Source organism: Telluria sp. LT2P80, assembly GCF_059685955.1.
On the sequence record NZ_JCASIO010000003.1, the window covers coordinates 50,489 to 65,626 of the forward strand.

At 65.5% G+C, this 15,138-nt stretch carries 10 protein-coding genes; 7 read left to right on the forward strand and 3 right to left on the reverse strand.

Annotated features, from left to right (window positions below; genetic code table 11):
* Window positions 1-5: 5 nt before the first annotated feature.
* From AC56LW_RS09530 to AC56LW_RS09540, 3 genes are read left to right on the forward strand one after another with little or no spacing between them, the layout of a single operon-like run.
* Window positions 6-410 carry a response regulator transcription factor gene (locus tag AC56LW_RS09530; protein WP_499633781.1) on the forward strand — a complete coding sequence of 135 codons (405 nt, stop codon included), beginning with the start codon at window positions 6-8 and terminating at the stop codon, window positions 408-410.
* Window positions 407-5,068, forward strand: coding sequence for an AAA family ATPase (locus AC56LW_RS09535; protein WP_499633783.1), 4,662 nt, complete (start codon window positions 407-409; stop codon window positions 5,066-5,068). The genes AC56LW_RS09530 and AC56LW_RS09535 overlap by 4 nt, the downstream gene beginning before the upstream one ends.
* Window positions 5,065-5,688 (forward strand): response regulator transcription factor, encoded by a 624-nt coding sequence (locus AC56LW_RS09540; RefSeq protein ID WP_499633785.1) that lies wholly within the window; start codon window positions 5,065-5,067, stop codon window positions 5,686-5,688. Before AC56LW_RS09535 ends, AC56LW_RS09540 begins: the two co-directional genes overlap by 4 nt.
* A gap of 7 nt (window positions 5,689-5,695) precedes the next feature.
* Here the strand turns inward: AC56LW_RS09540 and AC56LW_RS09545 are convergent, their stop codons facing one another.
* The 3 genes from AC56LW_RS09545 to AC56LW_RS09555 form a co-directional block, all read right to left on the reverse strand.
* Window positions 5,696-6,793 carry a porin gene (locus AC56LW_RS09545; RefSeq protein ID WP_499633787.1) on the reverse strand — a complete coding sequence of 366 codons (1,098 nt, stop codon included), beginning with the start codon at window positions 6,791-6,793 and terminating at the stop codon, window positions 5,696-5,698.
* A 133-nt stretch (window positions 6,794-6,926) separates the two neighbouring features.
* Window positions 6,927-7,559: a response regulator transcription factor gene (locus tag AC56LW_RS09550; protein WP_499571953.1), complete on the reverse strand. Its 633-nt coding sequence runs from the start codon at window positions 7,557-7,559 to the stop codon at window positions 6,927-6,929.
* Between the two features lie 54 nt (window positions 7,560-7,613).
* Window positions 7,614-9,305 carry a sensor histidine kinase gene (locus AC56LW_RS09555; protein WP_499633788.1) on the reverse strand — a complete coding sequence of 564 codons (1,692 nt, stop codon included), beginning with the start codon at window positions 9,303-9,305 and terminating at the stop codon, window positions 7,614-7,616.
* Window positions 9,306-9,560: 255 nt separating this feature from the next.
* Here AC56LW_RS09555 and AC56LW_RS09560 point away from each other — a divergent pair, with 255 nt between their 5' ends.
* The 4 genes from AC56LW_RS09560 (at window position 9,561) to AC56LW_RS09575 (ending at window position 14,987) form a co-directional block, all read left to right on the forward strand.
* Window positions 9,561-11,363, forward strand: a complete 1,803-nt coding sequence (locus AC56LW_RS09560; RefSeq protein ID WP_499633790.1) for an amidohydrolase — start codon at window positions 9,561-9,563, stop codon at window positions 11,361-11,363.
* Between the two features lie 79 nt (window positions 11,364-11,442).
* Entirely contained in the window at window positions 11,443-11,826 is a 384-nt protein-coding gene (locus AC56LW_RS09565; protein ID WP_499633792.1) for an OsmC family protein, read from the forward strand.
* Window positions 11,827-12,291: 465 nt separating this feature from the next.
* Window positions 12,292-13,575: an MFS transporter gene (locus tag AC56LW_RS09570; protein ID WP_499634435.1), complete on the forward strand. Its 1,284-nt coding sequence runs from the start codon at window positions 12,292-12,294 to the stop codon at window positions 13,573-13,575.
* A gap of 26 nt (window positions 13,576-13,601) precedes the next feature.
* Window positions 13,602-14,987 (forward strand): NarK family nitrate/nitrite MFS transporter, encoded by a 1,386-nt coding sequence (locus AC56LW_RS09575; protein WP_499633794.1) that lies wholly within the window; start codon window positions 13,602-13,604, stop codon window positions 14,985-14,987.
* The last annotated feature ends 151 nt before the right edge of the window (window positions 14,988-15,138 follow it).

Sequence of the window (15,138 nt, forward strand, 5' to 3'; positions counted from 1 at the left end):
ACGGTATGAACCAGCAAGCGAGTGACGATGCAGCACCGGCGCGCATCTGCGTGGTCGACGACGACGCCGCGGTACGCCAGGCCATGGCCAACCTGCTGCAGGCGGACGGCTACGCGACATTCCTGTTCGAGTCCGGCGAAAGCTTCCTCGCATCGCCGCACTTGCCCGACATCGACCTTGTCCTGCTCGACGTCAAGCTGCGCGGCATCAACGGCTTCACGACCCGGGAGCGCTTCGCCGCCATGGGCCTGGCCATTCCCTTGCTGTTCCTGAGCGGTCACAGCGACCGCGACATGGAACTGCGCGCGGCCCGCGCTGGCGCGATCGCGCTGCTGCGCAAACCGGTCGACCCCGACCTGCTGTTCGAGCACATCGAATGTGCCCTCAGCACCCGCAAGCGACCCGGATGACGGCGTCGCCCGATCCGCCTGCCGCGCACGACCTGTCCGGATTGTATGGCCGGGAGTGGCAGCTGGCCCAGCTGGCTGCGGACTTCGGCCGGGTGCGCAGCGAGCGCACCTTCGGGGTGTCGGTCGTGCACGGCCCCTCGGGCATCGGCAAGTCGGCGCTGCTGGCGCGTTTCCTGGCCGACCCCTCTCTGTGCGATGCGACGGTGATCAGCGCCCGGGCCGACCAATACGGGGGAGACGCACCCTATGCGGCACTGGTGGACGGGATGCGCGCGCTGGTGACGGACATCCTCGGGCAGAGCGAAGCCGCGGTAGCACACTGGCGCGGCCGCATCGGCGCCGCTGTGACGGATCCCGAGCTGACGCTTGCGCTGGTGCCGGAACTCGCCCTGTTGCTGGAAGCGGCGACGCGGCAACCGCCCCAGGCTTCCCTGGATGGCGGCGGCCGGTTGGCGGCGGCGGTCCTGCAGCTGTTGCGTGCCTTCGCCAGCGCCGAGCGCCCGCTTGTTATCGTGATCGATAACGCCCATTGGCTCGACCCCGCCGCGGCCACGCTGCTCGAGCAGGTGGTCGGATTGGCCGCCGGGCTGCCGGTGATGCTCCTGATCGGGACCCGCTCGCGTGCCGGCAGTACCCTTGGAGAGGCCGCCGGCCTGGGCCGGCGCCTGGCCGCGCGCGCCGCCTACTACCGCGAGCTGGCGGTCGAGACCCTGTCAGTGACAGAACTGGGGCAGATGCTGGCCGATACCTTCGAGGGCGCGCAGCCGCAGCTGGAACAGCTTGGCGGCCTGGTGCATCACAAAACGGGCGGGCACCCGTATTTCGTGCGGCAGTTCCTGCAGGGGTTGACCGACGGTGGCCTGGCGCACTTCGGGGAGACGGGCTGGCAGTTCGACTTCGACGGGATATGGCGGCGCCCCTTCACGGACAATATGCTGGGCCTGGCCCTGCAGGGCCTGATCCAGCTGCCACAGCAACTGCATGAACTGCTCGGCACGATCGCTGTGCTGGGACGGGCGGCCGATCCGGCCCTGCTGTGCGACGTCTCCGGCGCCGAGCCGGAGGCGCTCGACGACATGCTCGCGCCAGCCTTGCGCGCCGATGTGCTGGCACGGCGCGGCGGGAGCTTCGTCTTCACGCATGACCGCCTGCAGGAGGCGGCCTGCGCCATGCTCGAGCCTTCCCGCCGCACCCGGCTGCACTACGCGGCAGCTCTCGTGCTGCTGGCGCGCGCGCGACTCGACGGCCAGGACCGTACCTTGTTTCATGGGGTCGATCACCTGGCGCACGCCGCCGCCCTGGTACCGGCCGCGCAGGCGGTCGAACTGGCAACGCTGGCGTTGCGCGCAGGCCGGCTCGCGCGCCGCGCCTGCGCCTACACTGCGGCCTGCGGCTACCAGCTGCAGGCCCTGGAGCTGCTGACGCGGGTGCCGGCGTCCGTACCGGGCGCCGCGCTCGCCCTCGACATTGAGCTCGAACTGGCCCATGGCCGCTTCCTGACCGGCCAGCTGGACGACTGCGCTGCCCTGGTGCGCAAGCTGCTGGCGACGGTGCCGGACCGGTTCGTCCAGGCCCAAGTACAGTGCCTCGCGGTCGAGCTGGAGGTGCGGCGCGGCCGCTACCGTGAGGCGAGCACCATCGCGCTCGACGCCCTGCGCGGATTCGGGATCGCCATTCCCCTGGAACCGTCGGAGCACGCCTGCGACTGGGCCTACGCCGCGCTGCGCGCGAGGCTGGACGGGCTGGGCAACCTGGCGCCGCTGACGGATCCCGAGGCCCGGATCGTGGTCTCGCTGCTGGCCAGCCTGCTGGTGCCTGCCGCCTTCACGTCGTTGAACCTGCTGTTCATGCAGCTGTGCCACATGCTGGAACTGACCCTGCGGCATGGCATGACGCCGGCATCGGCCGTGTCGCTCGCCTGGCTCGGCGTCGTTGTATGCGAGCGCTACCGCGCGTTTGACGACGGCTTCGCTTATGCGCAGCAGGCGCGCGAGCTGATCGGGCGGCATGGCTACGTTTCGCACGAGGCGCAAGTGCTATTGGCGCTCGACCAGGCCAGCGTCTGGACCCAGCCGCTGGACTTTTCGCTCGATTGCGCCCAGGCCGGCTTCGAAGCCGCGCGCGCGCAGGGAGACTTCACGATCGCTTGCTTCGAAGCCTGCCATCGGACCTGCATCCTGCTGGCGCGAGGCGACCGGCTCGAGGCGGTGCGCGAGGAAATCGAACGCGCGCTGGCCTTCGTCACTCAGGTCGGCTTTGCGGATGTGGAAGCGATCCTGTGCGTGCAGCGCGATGTCGTGGACTGCCTGAGGACGGTCCAGGCGGGCGGCAGCGAGCGAACGGCGCTGCTGTGCCGGCACGAGCAGCCCGGCAACGGCTTTGCCGAATCCATGTCGACGCTGCGCTTCTGGCACTGGCTCTACATCGGCATGCTCGATTACCTGGATGGCGATGACGCGCAGGCCCTGTTCTGCCTGGAGCAGGCCGGGTTGCTCGCTTGGTCGGCGCCAGCGCACCTGCACCAGGCCGACTACCACCTGTTCAGCATCCTTGCCTTGTGCCGCGCGCCTGGCCTGGCCGCTGGCGATGCTGGCGACGCTGGCGTCCGTGCACGTGTTGATGCGCATGTCGCGCAGCTTGCATCCTGGGCCGCCGGCTATCCGCGCGGCTTCGCCGACAAGCTGGCATTGGCCCATGCCGCCGTCCTCGACCGCAGCGGCGAGGCCATGGCCGCGCTCGCGGCCTACGAACACGCGGCGGCGCTGGCGAAGGAGGGCGGCAGCACGCACATCGAAGGAATCGCGCACGAATGTGCTGCGCGGCTGGCCCGGCACGGGGGCCTGGCCACTGCGGCGAGCGCGCACGCCAGCGACGCGTGCGCGGCCTACCGCCGCTGGGGCGCACTCGGCAAGGTGGCCCGACTCGAGGCTGCCTGTCCGGGGTCGGGCGGCGCGGCCCCTTTGGGCCCGCCCGGCGCCACCGGGGCGATCCGCGACATCGACGGCGTCATTCGTGCGACGCGCGCCCTGTCGGAAGAGATTCACCCGGCGCCACTGGTCAAGGCCTTGATGAGCATTGCACTGGAATATGCGAGCGCCCAGCGCGGCGTGCTCCTGCGGCGCGACGGCGACCGGCTGCAGGTCCAGGCCAGCGCGCGCCTCGGCGCCGACGGCGTCGACATCGACATCGACATGACTCAGGCGACGCCGGGCGAACTGGATCTTCCACTCACGCTCATCCATACCGCCTTGCGCTCGCGCACGGCGGTCAGCGTCAGCGACAGCCAGCGCCCTCCCGGCCATGCGCTCGATCCCTACCTGCGCACTCACCCGCGCTGCGCTGCGATCGCGATTCCCATGATCAAGCGATCGCAACTGGTCGGCATGCTGTATCTCGAGAACCGCCTGTCGTCCAGCGGCTTTACCGGCGAGCATACCCAGTTGCTGTCGCTGCTGGCGGCGCAGGCGGCCGTATCGCTCGAGAATGCGAACCTGTATGCCGAGCTGCTGCAGGAAAACCGCGAGCGGCGCCAGGCCGAGCGCGCCTTGCGGGAAAGCCGCGCGACCCTGCTGCTGGGGGAAGGGATCAACCAGAGCGGGAGCTGGACCTGGGAAATCGAGGACGCCGTGGTCAACTGTTCCCCCGAGTTCCGCCGTATCTTCGGCCTCGATCCCGAGGTGACGTGGATTGCCTTTGACGCCCTGATGGCACGTATCCATCCGGGCGACCGCGCCGGCGCCGCGCACCTGCTGGGCGAAGCCTCCGCCGCCCGCAAGGCGTTTCGTTTCGAGCACCGGATCACGGGGGCCAAGGGGGAAATCCGCCACCTGTCCGTCATCGGGCAGCCGATGGCCGACAACGAGACCGACATCTACGTCGGTACCGTCAGCGACGTCACGCGCCGGAAGACGGAGGAGGCTTCGCTGCAGCGGGCCCAGGAGGAACTGGTGCGCGGCGCCAGGCTGACCACGGTTGGCCAGCTGACGGCTGCGATCGCGCACGAGGTGAACCAGCCGCTGATGTCGATCTCGAGCAATGCAGGCGCCGGCCTGCGCTGGCTGCAGCGCGACACGCCGGCGCTCGATAAGCTGGGCGGCCTGCTGCACGACATCGTCGGCCAGAGCCAGCGCGCCGGCAGGATCATCCAGACCCTGCAGGCGCTGGGACACCAAAGCCCCGTATTCCACCCGGCCCACTTGCATGCGATGATACGGGATGCCCTCGCGCTCGCGCGCGGCGAGCTGGACCGCCATGAAATCAGGGTGATGCTTGACCTGGCAGCCGATCCGGACCGCATCGAGGTCGACGCGGTACAGTTGCAGCAGGTACTGGCCAACCTGCTGGGCAATGCGATCGAGGCGATGGCCGCCACCACGGGCCGTGAACGGATCCTGCAGGTGGCGACCGTCTGCGTCCGGGACGGCGTCGAGGTCCAGGTGTCGGACAACGGCGTTGGCGGCTGCGAGGCAGGGCTGGAAGCCATGTTCGAGCCGTTTGTCAGCACCAAGCCCGGGGCGATCGGCATGGGCCTGGCAGTATGCCGATCGATCATCGAAGCCCATGGTGGCAGCATCCGGGCGCAGCCGCGCGCACCGCATGGCTGTCACCTGGTCTTCATCCTGCCATTGACGGCCGACCTGAAAGGAGATTCGCCATGACGGCGCCAATGGTATTCGTGGTGGACGACGACGACGCGGTGCGCGCGTCGATCCTGAACCTGCTTGCGGCCGAGGGTTTCGAGGCGCGCGGGTTCGCAGCCGGTACGGCGTTCATCGGGGCAGCGCGCCCGGATACGGCGGCCTGCCTGGTCTGCGACATGAAGATGCCCGAGCTGGGTGGCCTGGAGGTCGCCGCTGAAATGGCGCGCCAGGGCAGCGACATGCCCATCATCTTCATGACCGGCTTCGGCTCGATTCCGATGACGGTGCAGGCGATGAAGGCCGGCGCCATCGAGTTTCTCACCAAGCCGGTCGCACCGGACGAACTTCTGCGCGCGGTGCGTGACGGCCTGCGCACCGACGAGGCGAACCTGGCGGCGCGCCGGGAAACGTCGCAACTGCGCCAGCGCCTGTCGAGCCTGACCCCGCGCGAGCGCGAAACCATGGAGCTGGTCATCGGAGGTCTGCTGAACAAGCAGGTGGCCGACGCCCTGGGCGTCAGCGAAATCATGGCCAAGACCCACAAGCGCAAGGTGATGGACAAGATGGGCGCGCGCTCCTTGCCCGACCTGGTGCGCTACGCCGAGCGGCTTCAGATCGCAAGGGCGCGCAGCCGCTAGTACGGCCTCAGAATGCGTGCCTGATGCCGAGCGCGGTGCCGCGCAGGTGGGCGCCTGCGACCGGATCCAGCCCGTTGATGGCAAAGTCGACGGTTCCGCGATCATCGTTGTGCAGACGCGTGTGGAAGGCGAACAAGGTGGTGCGACGCGACAGGGCCAGCTCATAGCCAATGGTGGCGTGCACCGCGCCGGTGTCAGGTCCTGCGCTGACGAAGCCGATCCGTTCCCTCGCTGTGCCCTTGCCGTCCTGCGCTTTTGCCACGCCGAGGCTCAGGGTATGCTGGCCAACCTGCCGGGTCGCGGACATGTACCAGGCGTCGCGTCGCAGCGCGCCGCTCTTGGTGCGGTAATCCAGGCGTTCGCCGACCAGCGCCAGGCGCGTCGGGCCGACGCGATAGGCCAGCGCCAGCCTGGTGCCACGGTCATCGCGGGCCGGCCCGTGGTAGTCGCGATGGCGTTCATGCGCCAGTGCCACGTACAGCCGTCCGCGCTCCAGCAGCAGGGCTGCCGACTCCAGCGCCGGGCGGGCGCCGCCTGCGGGGCGCTCCTCGCTGAAGCCGTGCGCCAGGCGTAGCGACAGGCCCCGCCAGGCCGGCGTCCAGTAATGCAGGCTGTTCTGCTGGCGCCGATCGAAGGAACTGATATCGGAAAGGTTGTCGCTGCTGGGCGCAGCGCCGTTGCCCATGATGCTCATGTAGCCCGCCGTCGTCACGTAGAAGGGATCGAGATCGGCGGTCGAGGCATTGTAGGGCGTGGTCCAGTTGCCGGCAAACAGGGTACCCCAGCGGCTTTCGAGGCCGACACGGGTGTTGCGCGAGGCGAGGGCGCCGGTGCCGGTGTCGGGCGCAACCGCGCCCTCGACCTGCCAGATCAGATGCAGGGTGTCGCCGAGCGGGGCGTTGCCGCGCAGCCCGATCACCGAGCGGTAGTTCGCCAGCCGCGTCAGGCGCGCTGCGGCAGGGGGCGAGCGGCCAGCTTGCGCCGATTCCAGGCCGAGATTGAGGCGCCCGTACATCTGGACCGTGTCGGACTGGTCCCGGGCGGCCGAGCCAAGGCAAAAGGGAAGAATGGCGAGTATGCCTGCCGGGAGAAGTCGTGTTTTCATGGTCGATCGATGCCGTGGTGATGAATAGCTGCGGACCATGGCTGCAAGGTCCGTCACGTCTATCCTACGGCGGCGCCGCGCAGCGCGACCCTGCCGAATGACGGGGTCGCACTGCGTGCAAGGCGGACGGGCGCTACAGGGTGATGTAGCCGCGCTTGATGGCCAGGGTCACCGCGTGGGTGCGGTCGCTCGCGCCCAGCTTGACGAGCACGGTGCTCATGTGGCTCTTGACGGTGGGTTCGCTGATGGTGAGGATGGCGCCGATCATGCGGTTGGAATTGCCGTTGGCAGCAAGACGCAGCACCTCGAGTTCGCGCGCAGACAGCTTGTCGGCAGGGAAGTGGCCATCAACCTCATCCTGGGCCACCTTCGCGATGACGCTCGCGCCCTGGTAGACGTGGCGTACCGTATGAGCGAGTTCGGCCGCGGTCACGTCCTTGAGCAGATAGCCGGTGGCACCCGCCTTCAGTGCGGCGATCACGCGCGCGTCACCGCTGAAGGTCGTCAGCACAATGATGCGTGCATCGGGATGCAAGGCGCGGATCGCCACAATCGCCTCGAGCCCATCCTTGACCGGCATTTGCAGGTCCATCAGCGTCACGTCCGGCCGATGGCGAGCGAACTGGGCGATGGCTTCGGCGCCATTGCTGGCCAGGCTGACGATGTCCATGCCGCCCTGGGCGCGCAGGGTGGCGGCAATCCCGTCACGCATCATGGGGTGGTCGTCGGCGATCATCACGCGGATCGGCTGGTCGGGATGGTTCATGTGTCCATGTCGATGTGGGCAAGCTGTAAAACGAATAACAGTCTGGCGCGGCTTTCAGCCCAGGTCAAGCCGGCCTGGGTGCATGGGAACAATGAAGTGGAAACAGGCACCCCGGGGCTGCCCCGGCTCGTAGGCGATCCGCCCCCCGTGTGCGCGCACGATGGCCAGGCAGATTGCCAGTCCCAGGCCGGTACTGCCGGGCTTGGTGGTGAACAGACTACCGAACACGCGCTCGCGGTGGTGCAAGGGGACGCCGGGGCCGTTGTCGCTAATGCGCACTTCCACCTCGTGGCTGCCATGCGGGCGCGTGGCGATACTGATTTGTTTCGGTCCGGTCGGTGCGCTGGAGCCGGTCAACGCCTCGATCGCATTCACGAGCAGGTTGGTCATGACCTGCTGCAGCTGGGTGGCATTGGCGTGAATCGTGGTCTCACCCAGGCCCAGCGCAACCTTCACGTCGATGCCTTCCTTGCGCATGCGGCGCTGCAGGAGCTGGAGAACGTCGCGCGCGGTCTGGTCGACCTTCACCTGCCCCATATCGTTATGTCGGTGCGCCGCGAGCCGCTGCATGCTGCGCACGATCTCGCCGGCGTGCCGCCCGGCGTCGCTGATCAGGGCGATCGATGAAAGGGCGCGGTCAATGTCCGGCTCAGCCTTGCGCAGCCATTTCCTTGCCGCCGCGGCGTGCAGCGAAATTGCCGCCAGCGGCTGGTTGACCTCGTGCGCGATCGACAAGCCGAGTTCACCGAGGCCGGCCGCTTGAACCGCATGCGCCTCCATCGGCAAACTGGGCGATTCGCCCGCGTGGCCGGACTCCACAAGGCCCCACCGTGACCGCAGGCAGGCACGCCGGCCGTGGGCCCCCCAGTGGCCGTGGCTGGTAAGCGCGGCCTGCCGGAAGTGGCTGGTGACCGAGGCCAGGCCGCAAGCATGGGTCAGGTGCGCCGCTTCTTCCCAGGCCAGGGCAGCCATCCAGTGCCGCCCCTGGCCGGTGGCCGCGTCGGCCGCCGCCTCATAACCGCGCAAGGCGGCCAGGACATCGCCGTTGTGCCGCGCGTGCGCCGCATCGGCCAGCAGGGAAAAGCTGGCGGCATTGGCCGGGTGCAGCCAGGCCATGCGGCGCAGCTCCGCACAATGGATGTCCGGCTTGCAGTCGGCGCCAGCATCCATGTTGCGCGACGTGGCCAGCGCAGCGAACAGGTGGAAACTCATGCGCTCTGCCGGAGGCTGCGGTGCAGCGGCGAGGGCGCGGGCGCGGGCGATGGCGTTCATGGCTTGGGTTTGCGCACCCGCATACCAGGCTGTTTGCAGGACGGTGAGCCAGTGGCCGAAGCGATGTTCAAGCATCGCGCCATCGGGTGCGGTAGATGCCACCGCCTCGTCGCCGACCAGCAGGATGTCCACCAGCGCGGCGCGGCCGGCCAGTTCCGCCCGGTCCTGCGCGCCCGCGGGCCGGCGCCTTGCCTGGGCCAGGCGGCCCGCCAGTTCCGGCAAGGGCATGCCTGCCGCAAACCCGGTACTCGCAAGGCAGAGCGCAGCGCAGGCCGGCGCTGCGTCATCTTCGCAGATGGATGCCAGTTCGCAGGCCGCCTGTTCTAGGCTGGCCATGACCGACGTGACCATTGCCGCCAGCTGCCAGGCCGCATCGGGCTTGCGGCTGACCGCGCTTGCGCTAGATGACGCCGCATGTGGGTGTGGATCACGCAGGGGCCGGACTGACAGGGCAGTGTGTGGAACCTGGTTCATGGGATGGGACGTGCTTTCATCGAGTGAACAATCTGGGGCGGGGCGCAGAAGGTCGCCGCCGATTGATTATGGCTGCTTGCGTTGACATATCATTCATACGATAGTTCTATGCGCGTGTGTTTTTGCAGGGCCCGGATGCCCGAAGAGCCGACTGCGCTGCCGTCCGCCCCCGCAAAATGACAGGGGCCGGCCAGGTGCTACGCTGCTATGGTAAGAAAAGCATGCATCTCGCTTGATACCAACGAAAGAAGCGCCATGAACCACACCATCCCATCCCGTCGTACCGGCGTCCATGCGGCGTTGCTGGCCTCCGGCCTGCTGGCCGCAGCGGCGGCCCAGGCCCAGGCCCAGGCCCAGGCCGATCTGATCCTCACCAACGGCAAGATTGCCACCATGGTCCGCGAGGGCGAGTTCGTCCAGGCCGTCGCGGTCAAGGACGGCAAGGTGCTGGCAACGGGAAGCAATGCCGCTGTGCTGAAGCACAAGACCGCCACGACCCGGGTAATCGACACCGGCGGGCGCACCGTGATTCCCGGCCTGAACGATTCCCACACCCATGTGATCCGCGAAGGCCTGAACTACAACATGGAGCTGCGCTGGGACGGCGTGACATCGCTCAAGCGCGCGCTCGACATGCTGAAGGAGCAAGCTGCGCGCACGCCGGAAGGCGAATGGGTGAAGGTGGTGGGTGGCTGGAACGAGTACCAGTTCGAGGAAAAGCGCTTGCCGACGCTGGAGGAGATCAATGCGGCCGTGCCCGATCGGCCGGTTTTCGTTCTCTACCTGTACGGCTTGGGCTTCCTGAACACGAAAGGCATCGAGACGCTCGGCTACACCAGCGAGACGAAGTACAAGGATGGCGTGGTGGAGCTGGACGCCAACGGCGATCCGACAGGGCGCCTGATCGCCAAGCCGAATGCGCTGATCCTGTACTCGACGCTGGCCAAGACCAACAAGCTCAGCCGCGAAGATCAGGTCAATTCCACGCTGCACTACTACCGCGAACTCAACAGGCTGGGCGTGACCAGCGTCATCGATGCTGGCGGCGGCTTCCAGAACTACCCGGACGACTATGGCGTGACGATCGGGCTGGCGCGCGAGGGCAAGCTCACCGTGCGCACCGCCTACTACCTGTTTGCCCAGCGTCCCGGCAAGGAACTGGAAGACTTCCAGCGCTGGATCGGCATGACCCACCCAAAGAAGAACGACCACATGTTCTATCCGAATGGCTTCTCGGCGGAAGGTGCGGGCGAGAACCTGGTCGCCAGCGCGGCCGACTTCGAAAACTTCCTGGAACCACGTCCCGACCTGCCAACCCACATGGAGGACGAGCTGGAGCAGGTGGTCAGCCTGCTGGTGCAGAAGCGCTGGCCGTTCCGGCTGCACGCCACCTACGGTGAAAGCATCGACCGCGACCTGGCGGTGATCGAGAAGGTCAACGCGACAACGCCGCTGAACGGGCTGCGCTTCATTGTCGACCACGCGGAGACCGTCACCGACGCCCAGCTGGCGCGCATTAAGAAGCTGGGTGGCGGCATCGCAGTCCAGGACCGCATGCACTTCCAGGGCGAGAGCTACTGGAAGCGCTATGGCGCGCAGACGCGCCAGATGCCGCCGATTCGCAAGATGCTGGACATGAGGATCCCGGTCGGCCTGGGTACCGATGGCACACGGGTGTCGAGCTATAACCCCTGGCCGTCGCTGTATTGGGCCGCCACTGGCAAGACTGCTGGCGGCATGTCGACCTGGCAGGCGAGGGATGTACCAAGCCGCTATCAGGCCCTGAGGTTGATGACCACGGGTTCGGCCTGGATGAGCGGCGAAGAGAAGCTCAAGGGAACGATTCGGCGTGGCCGGTATGCCGACTTCGTGGTCCTGCCCCAGGACTACTTCACGATGGAGGCGGAAGGCATCAAGCGCCTGGAGAGCCTGTTGACCGTGGTGAACGGCACGGTGGTCTACGGCGCCGGTCCTTATTCGCCGCTGAATCCGCAAATGCCGCCGGTGTCGCCGGCGTGGAGCCCGGTGGCTGTCTACGGCGGCTATCAGAACCGCTGAAGGCTGGCAGCCGCAGTTCTTGCGCGCATGGCGTCCTGCGCTCGCGACTGAAACGTCACAACGAACAGGGAGATATCAAATGGAGATCGTCACGCATCACGGCGAAGGCAAGCTGCAACAGATTATCGAGGTTGGATCGCATCGCCTCACTGCGGATGCGTCGGTTGAGGCGGGAGGCGAAGCGACCGGCCCCGAGCCTCACGACCTGCTGGCGGCAGCAATGGGCGCATGTACCGCGCTTACAGTGACAATGTATGCGCGACGCAAGGGTTACAAGCTTGACGATGTGAATGTGCATATCAGCCACGGTCAGCAGGACGGGTCCTATGCATTTACCCGGAGTATTCATTATGTCGGTGAATTGAGCAGCGAAGAAAGGGCGCGCCTTACCGACATTGCGAACAAATGTCCGGTGCATAAGACGCTCGCGGGAACGATACAAATCGTGACGAATGAGAGTTGAGCCTGCATGGCTTGTCGCATGTGTTTTCATCCGCATCCAGAGGTTCCAATTACACCTGTCTCATTACTTTCAGAAGGCTCACGCGATTCATTGACAAAACTGTCTAAGCCAACTGACAGAACAATCTGGTGCTTGGGGAAAGTAACAGCGAAGATCTCGGCCGCTCAGCTAAAACACTTGCGCCGTTGCGACCGAATTCCCCACTGGCTGCACCGGCGCGTATCAATGCGGAAATGATATTCCAGGCCGAATATTCGATCGGCTTTGTACCTGGTATAGACATATTGAGACCGATTGACGCCGGGCGCTGAAGTGATGTGCCGGCGGCTTGCAGGTGCGTCAGTTCCCGGGCAAGGCGCCAATTGCCGTGATGGCCTAGTCAGTTTGACGGATGCGGCTAGGCCGCTTGCCATTCGTATTCACCCTTCCTGCCAATTGGCGCGGGTACACGCGCCCACTAAGCTCATGCGATCCCCAAGGCGTCAGGAGAATCACGTGGCAAGCAAAAGCAAGGCAGGGCAGGTACTGGCCAGCAGCACGATATCGTTCACGATCTGTTTCGCAATCTGGATGATGTTCGCGGTGCTTGGCATTCCCATCAAAGCGATGCTGGGCCTGAACGAAACGCAGTTTGGCCTGTTGGCAGCGATGCCGGTACTGAGCGGGTCGCTGGTACGTGTACCGCTGGGCATCTGGTGCGACAAATATGGCGGACGGATCGTGTTCTTCCTGCTGATGCTGGTATCGGTGATCCCGATCTACCTGATCGGCAAGGCGACCGCATACTGGCAATTTTTGGTGCTGGGCCTGATCGTGGGTATCGTTGGCGGCTCGTTCTCGGTCGGCACGCCGTATGTGGCGCGCTGGTTCTCGAAAGAGCGCCGCGGACTTGCGATGGGTATCTTCGGGGCCGGCAACTCCGGTTCCGCGCTCACCAAATTCGTCGCACCGGCGATCATCGCTGCCTACGGATGGCAGATGCTGCCTACAGTGTATGCCGTGACGCTCCTCGTGACGGCAATCCTGTTCTGGCTATTCAGCGCGACCGATCCCGCGCACCAGAGCGGCGCCAGTGTGCCGTTCTCGGAACAGATGAAGGTGCTGAAGGACCCGCGCGTGTGGCGCTATTGCCAATACTACTCGGTGGTGTTCGGCGGCTATGTAGCGTTGGCGCTCTGGATGACCAAATACTACGTCGGCGAATACGGGTTCGATCTGCGTCTGGCGGCCTTGCTGGCTGCATGCTTTTCGCTGCCAGGCGGTGTGCTGCGTGCGCTGGGCGGCTGGATTTCGGACCGTTACGGCGCCTATAAGGTCACCTGGTGGGTGATGTGGGTGTGCTGGGTCTGTTTCTTCCTGCTGTCGTATCCGCCGACCAGCATGGCCATCAAGACGGTCAACGGCGAAATGAACCTGAGCCTGGCACTGACACCGTGGATGTTTACCGGCCTGCTGTTCATCGTCGGTACGGCGATGGCTATCGGCAAGGCGTCAGTCTTCAAATTCATCGGCGACGAATACAGCGACAACATCGGCGCCGTCTCCGGCGTAGTGGGTCTGGCCGGCGGACTGGGCGGCTTTGTCCTGCCCATCCTGTTCGGTGTGCTGCTGGACCTCACCGGTGTCCGGTCGAGCGCCTTCATGCTGCTCTACGGAACCGTCTGTGTATCGCTGATCTGGATGCACTTCTCATTCAAGCCAGATGCCGCTGTGGCGCCTGGTGCTGCAGCACTGCGCGCGGCTGCCTGACTTTCAATCGCAATCTGGAGATATTCATGAGCAAATATGTGATCAACGCCTGGGAACCGGAAAATCCAGCGTTCTGGCACGACGGGGGCAGTGCAACTGCCAATCGCAACCTGTGGCTGTCCATTCCGGCGCTGGCATTGGCCTTCGCCATCTGGATGGTGTGGAGTGTGGTGGTCGTCAACCTGCCCGCGATTGGTTTTCAATACAGTACCAATCAGCTGTTCTGGCTGACTGCCTTGCCCGGCCTGTCGGGTGCGACACTGCGCATTTTCTATTCGTTCATGGTGCCCATTTTTGGTGGCCGCAAGTGGACCACGATCTCGACAGCCTCGCTGTTGATCCCGGCCATCGGCATCGGTTTTGCCGTGCAGGATGTCACCACCGGGTACCCGACCATGCTCCTGCTGGCCTTGCTGTGCGGCTTTGGCGGAGGCAATTTTGCGTCGTCGATGGCGAATATCAGCTTTTTCTACCCGAAGGCGAAAAAGGGCTATGCACTCGGCATGAATGCCGGCCTGGGGAATCTGGGCGTATCGGTCGTGCAGTTCGTCGTGCCGATGGTCATTACCGCCGGCGTGTTCGGCGCTGTTGGCGGAGCGCCCCAGCAGGCAATCAAGGCCGGAACGACGAGCACGCTGTGGCTACAGAACGCCGGCTTCATCTGGGTGCCATTCATCGTCGCCAGTACCGTGCTGGCATGGTTCGGCATGAACGACCTGGCTTCGGCCAAGGCCTCGTTTGCCGAGCAGGCCGTCATCTTCAAGCGCAAGCACAACTGGCTCATGTGCTGGCTTTACACCGGGACATTCGGCTCGTTCATCGGCTATTCGGCTGGTTTTCCGCTGCTGATCAAAACCCAGTTCCCGGATGTCAATCCACTGCAATATGCCTTCCTGGGGCCGCTTGTCGGTGCGCTTGCGCGGGTACTGGGCGGCATCGTCGCTGACAAACTGGGTGGCGCGCGCGTGACCGTGTGGACGTTTGCCTGCATGATCGCGGCTGCCTACGGCGTGATCTGGTTCCTGCCAAACGCCGGCACGAACGGCGACTTCACCGGTTTCTTCTGGATGTTCATGCTGCTGTTCGCCGCCACCGGCGTGGGTAACGCATCGACGTTCCGCATGATTCCCGTAATCTTCCTGACCGAACACCAACGCGCGGCCAAGCGCAAGAACATCGCGCTCCAGCACCAGGCGGTCGCCGATGCAAACAAGGAAGGCGCTGCAGTGCTCGGCTTCACGTCGGCGGTGGCGGCTTATGGCGCGTTCTTCATTCCCAAGAGCTACGGCACCTCGATCGCACTGACCGGCAGCGCCGATGCAGCCCTGTGGTGCTTCATCGGCTTCTATGTCAGCTGCATCGTCATTACCTGGTGGTGTTACGCACGCAAGGACGCGGACATGCCATGTTGATGGCGCTATGGCAGGTTTCTTTGCTACCTCTGCAGCCACTGCCATTCGATGCGGAACTCGTGCGCAAGCCAACGCAATCAGGGCCGCGTTAAACGTCGTATCCGACCGCGACGACCCGGACTTTGCCAGGGGTGCATGACGACGCTATGCC

Excerpts from the sequence above, each read along its gene's own strand:
- AC56LW_RS09550 (WP_499571953.1), bottom strand. The coding sequence starts at position 7,559 with ATGAACCATCCCGACCAGCCGATCCGCGTGATGATCGCCGACGACCAC.
- AC56LW_RS09530 (WP_499633781.1), top strand. The coding sequence starts at position 6 with ATGAACCAGCAAGCGAGTGACGATGCAGCACCGGCGCGCATCTGCGTG.
- AC56LW_RS09560 (WP_499633790.1), top strand. The coding sequence starts at position 9,561 with ATGAACCACACCATCCCATCCCGTCGTACCGGCGTCCATGCGGCGTTG.
- AC56LW_RS09575 (WP_499633794.1), top strand. The coding sequence starts at position 13,602 with ATGAGCAAATATGTGATCAACGCCTGGGAACCGGAAAATCCAGCGTTC.
- AC56LW_RS09570 (WP_499634435.1), top strand. The coding sequence starts at position 12,292 with ATGCGATCCCCAAGGCGTCAGGAGAATCACGTGGCAAGCAAAAGCAAG.
- AC56LW_RS09545 (WP_499633787.1), bottom strand. The coding sequence starts at position 6,793 with ATGAAAACACGACTTCTCCCGGCAGGCATACTCGCCATTCTTCCCTTT.
- AC56LW_RS09565 (WP_499633792.1), top strand. The coding sequence starts at position 11,443 with ATGGAGATCGTCACGCATCACGGCGAAGGCAAGCTGCAACAGATTATC.
- AC56LW_RS09535 (WP_499633783.1), top strand. The coding sequence starts at position 407 with ATGACGGCGTCGCCCGATCCGCCTGCCGCGCACGACCTGTCCGGATTG.
- AC56LW_RS09540 (WP_499633785.1), top strand. The coding sequence starts at position 5,065 with ATGACGGCGCCAATGGTATTCGTGGTGGACGACGACGACGCGGTGCGC.
- AC56LW_RS09555 (WP_499633788.1), bottom strand. The coding sequence starts at position 9,305 with ATGAACCAGGTTCCACACACTGCCCTGTCAGTCCGGCCCCTGCGTGAT.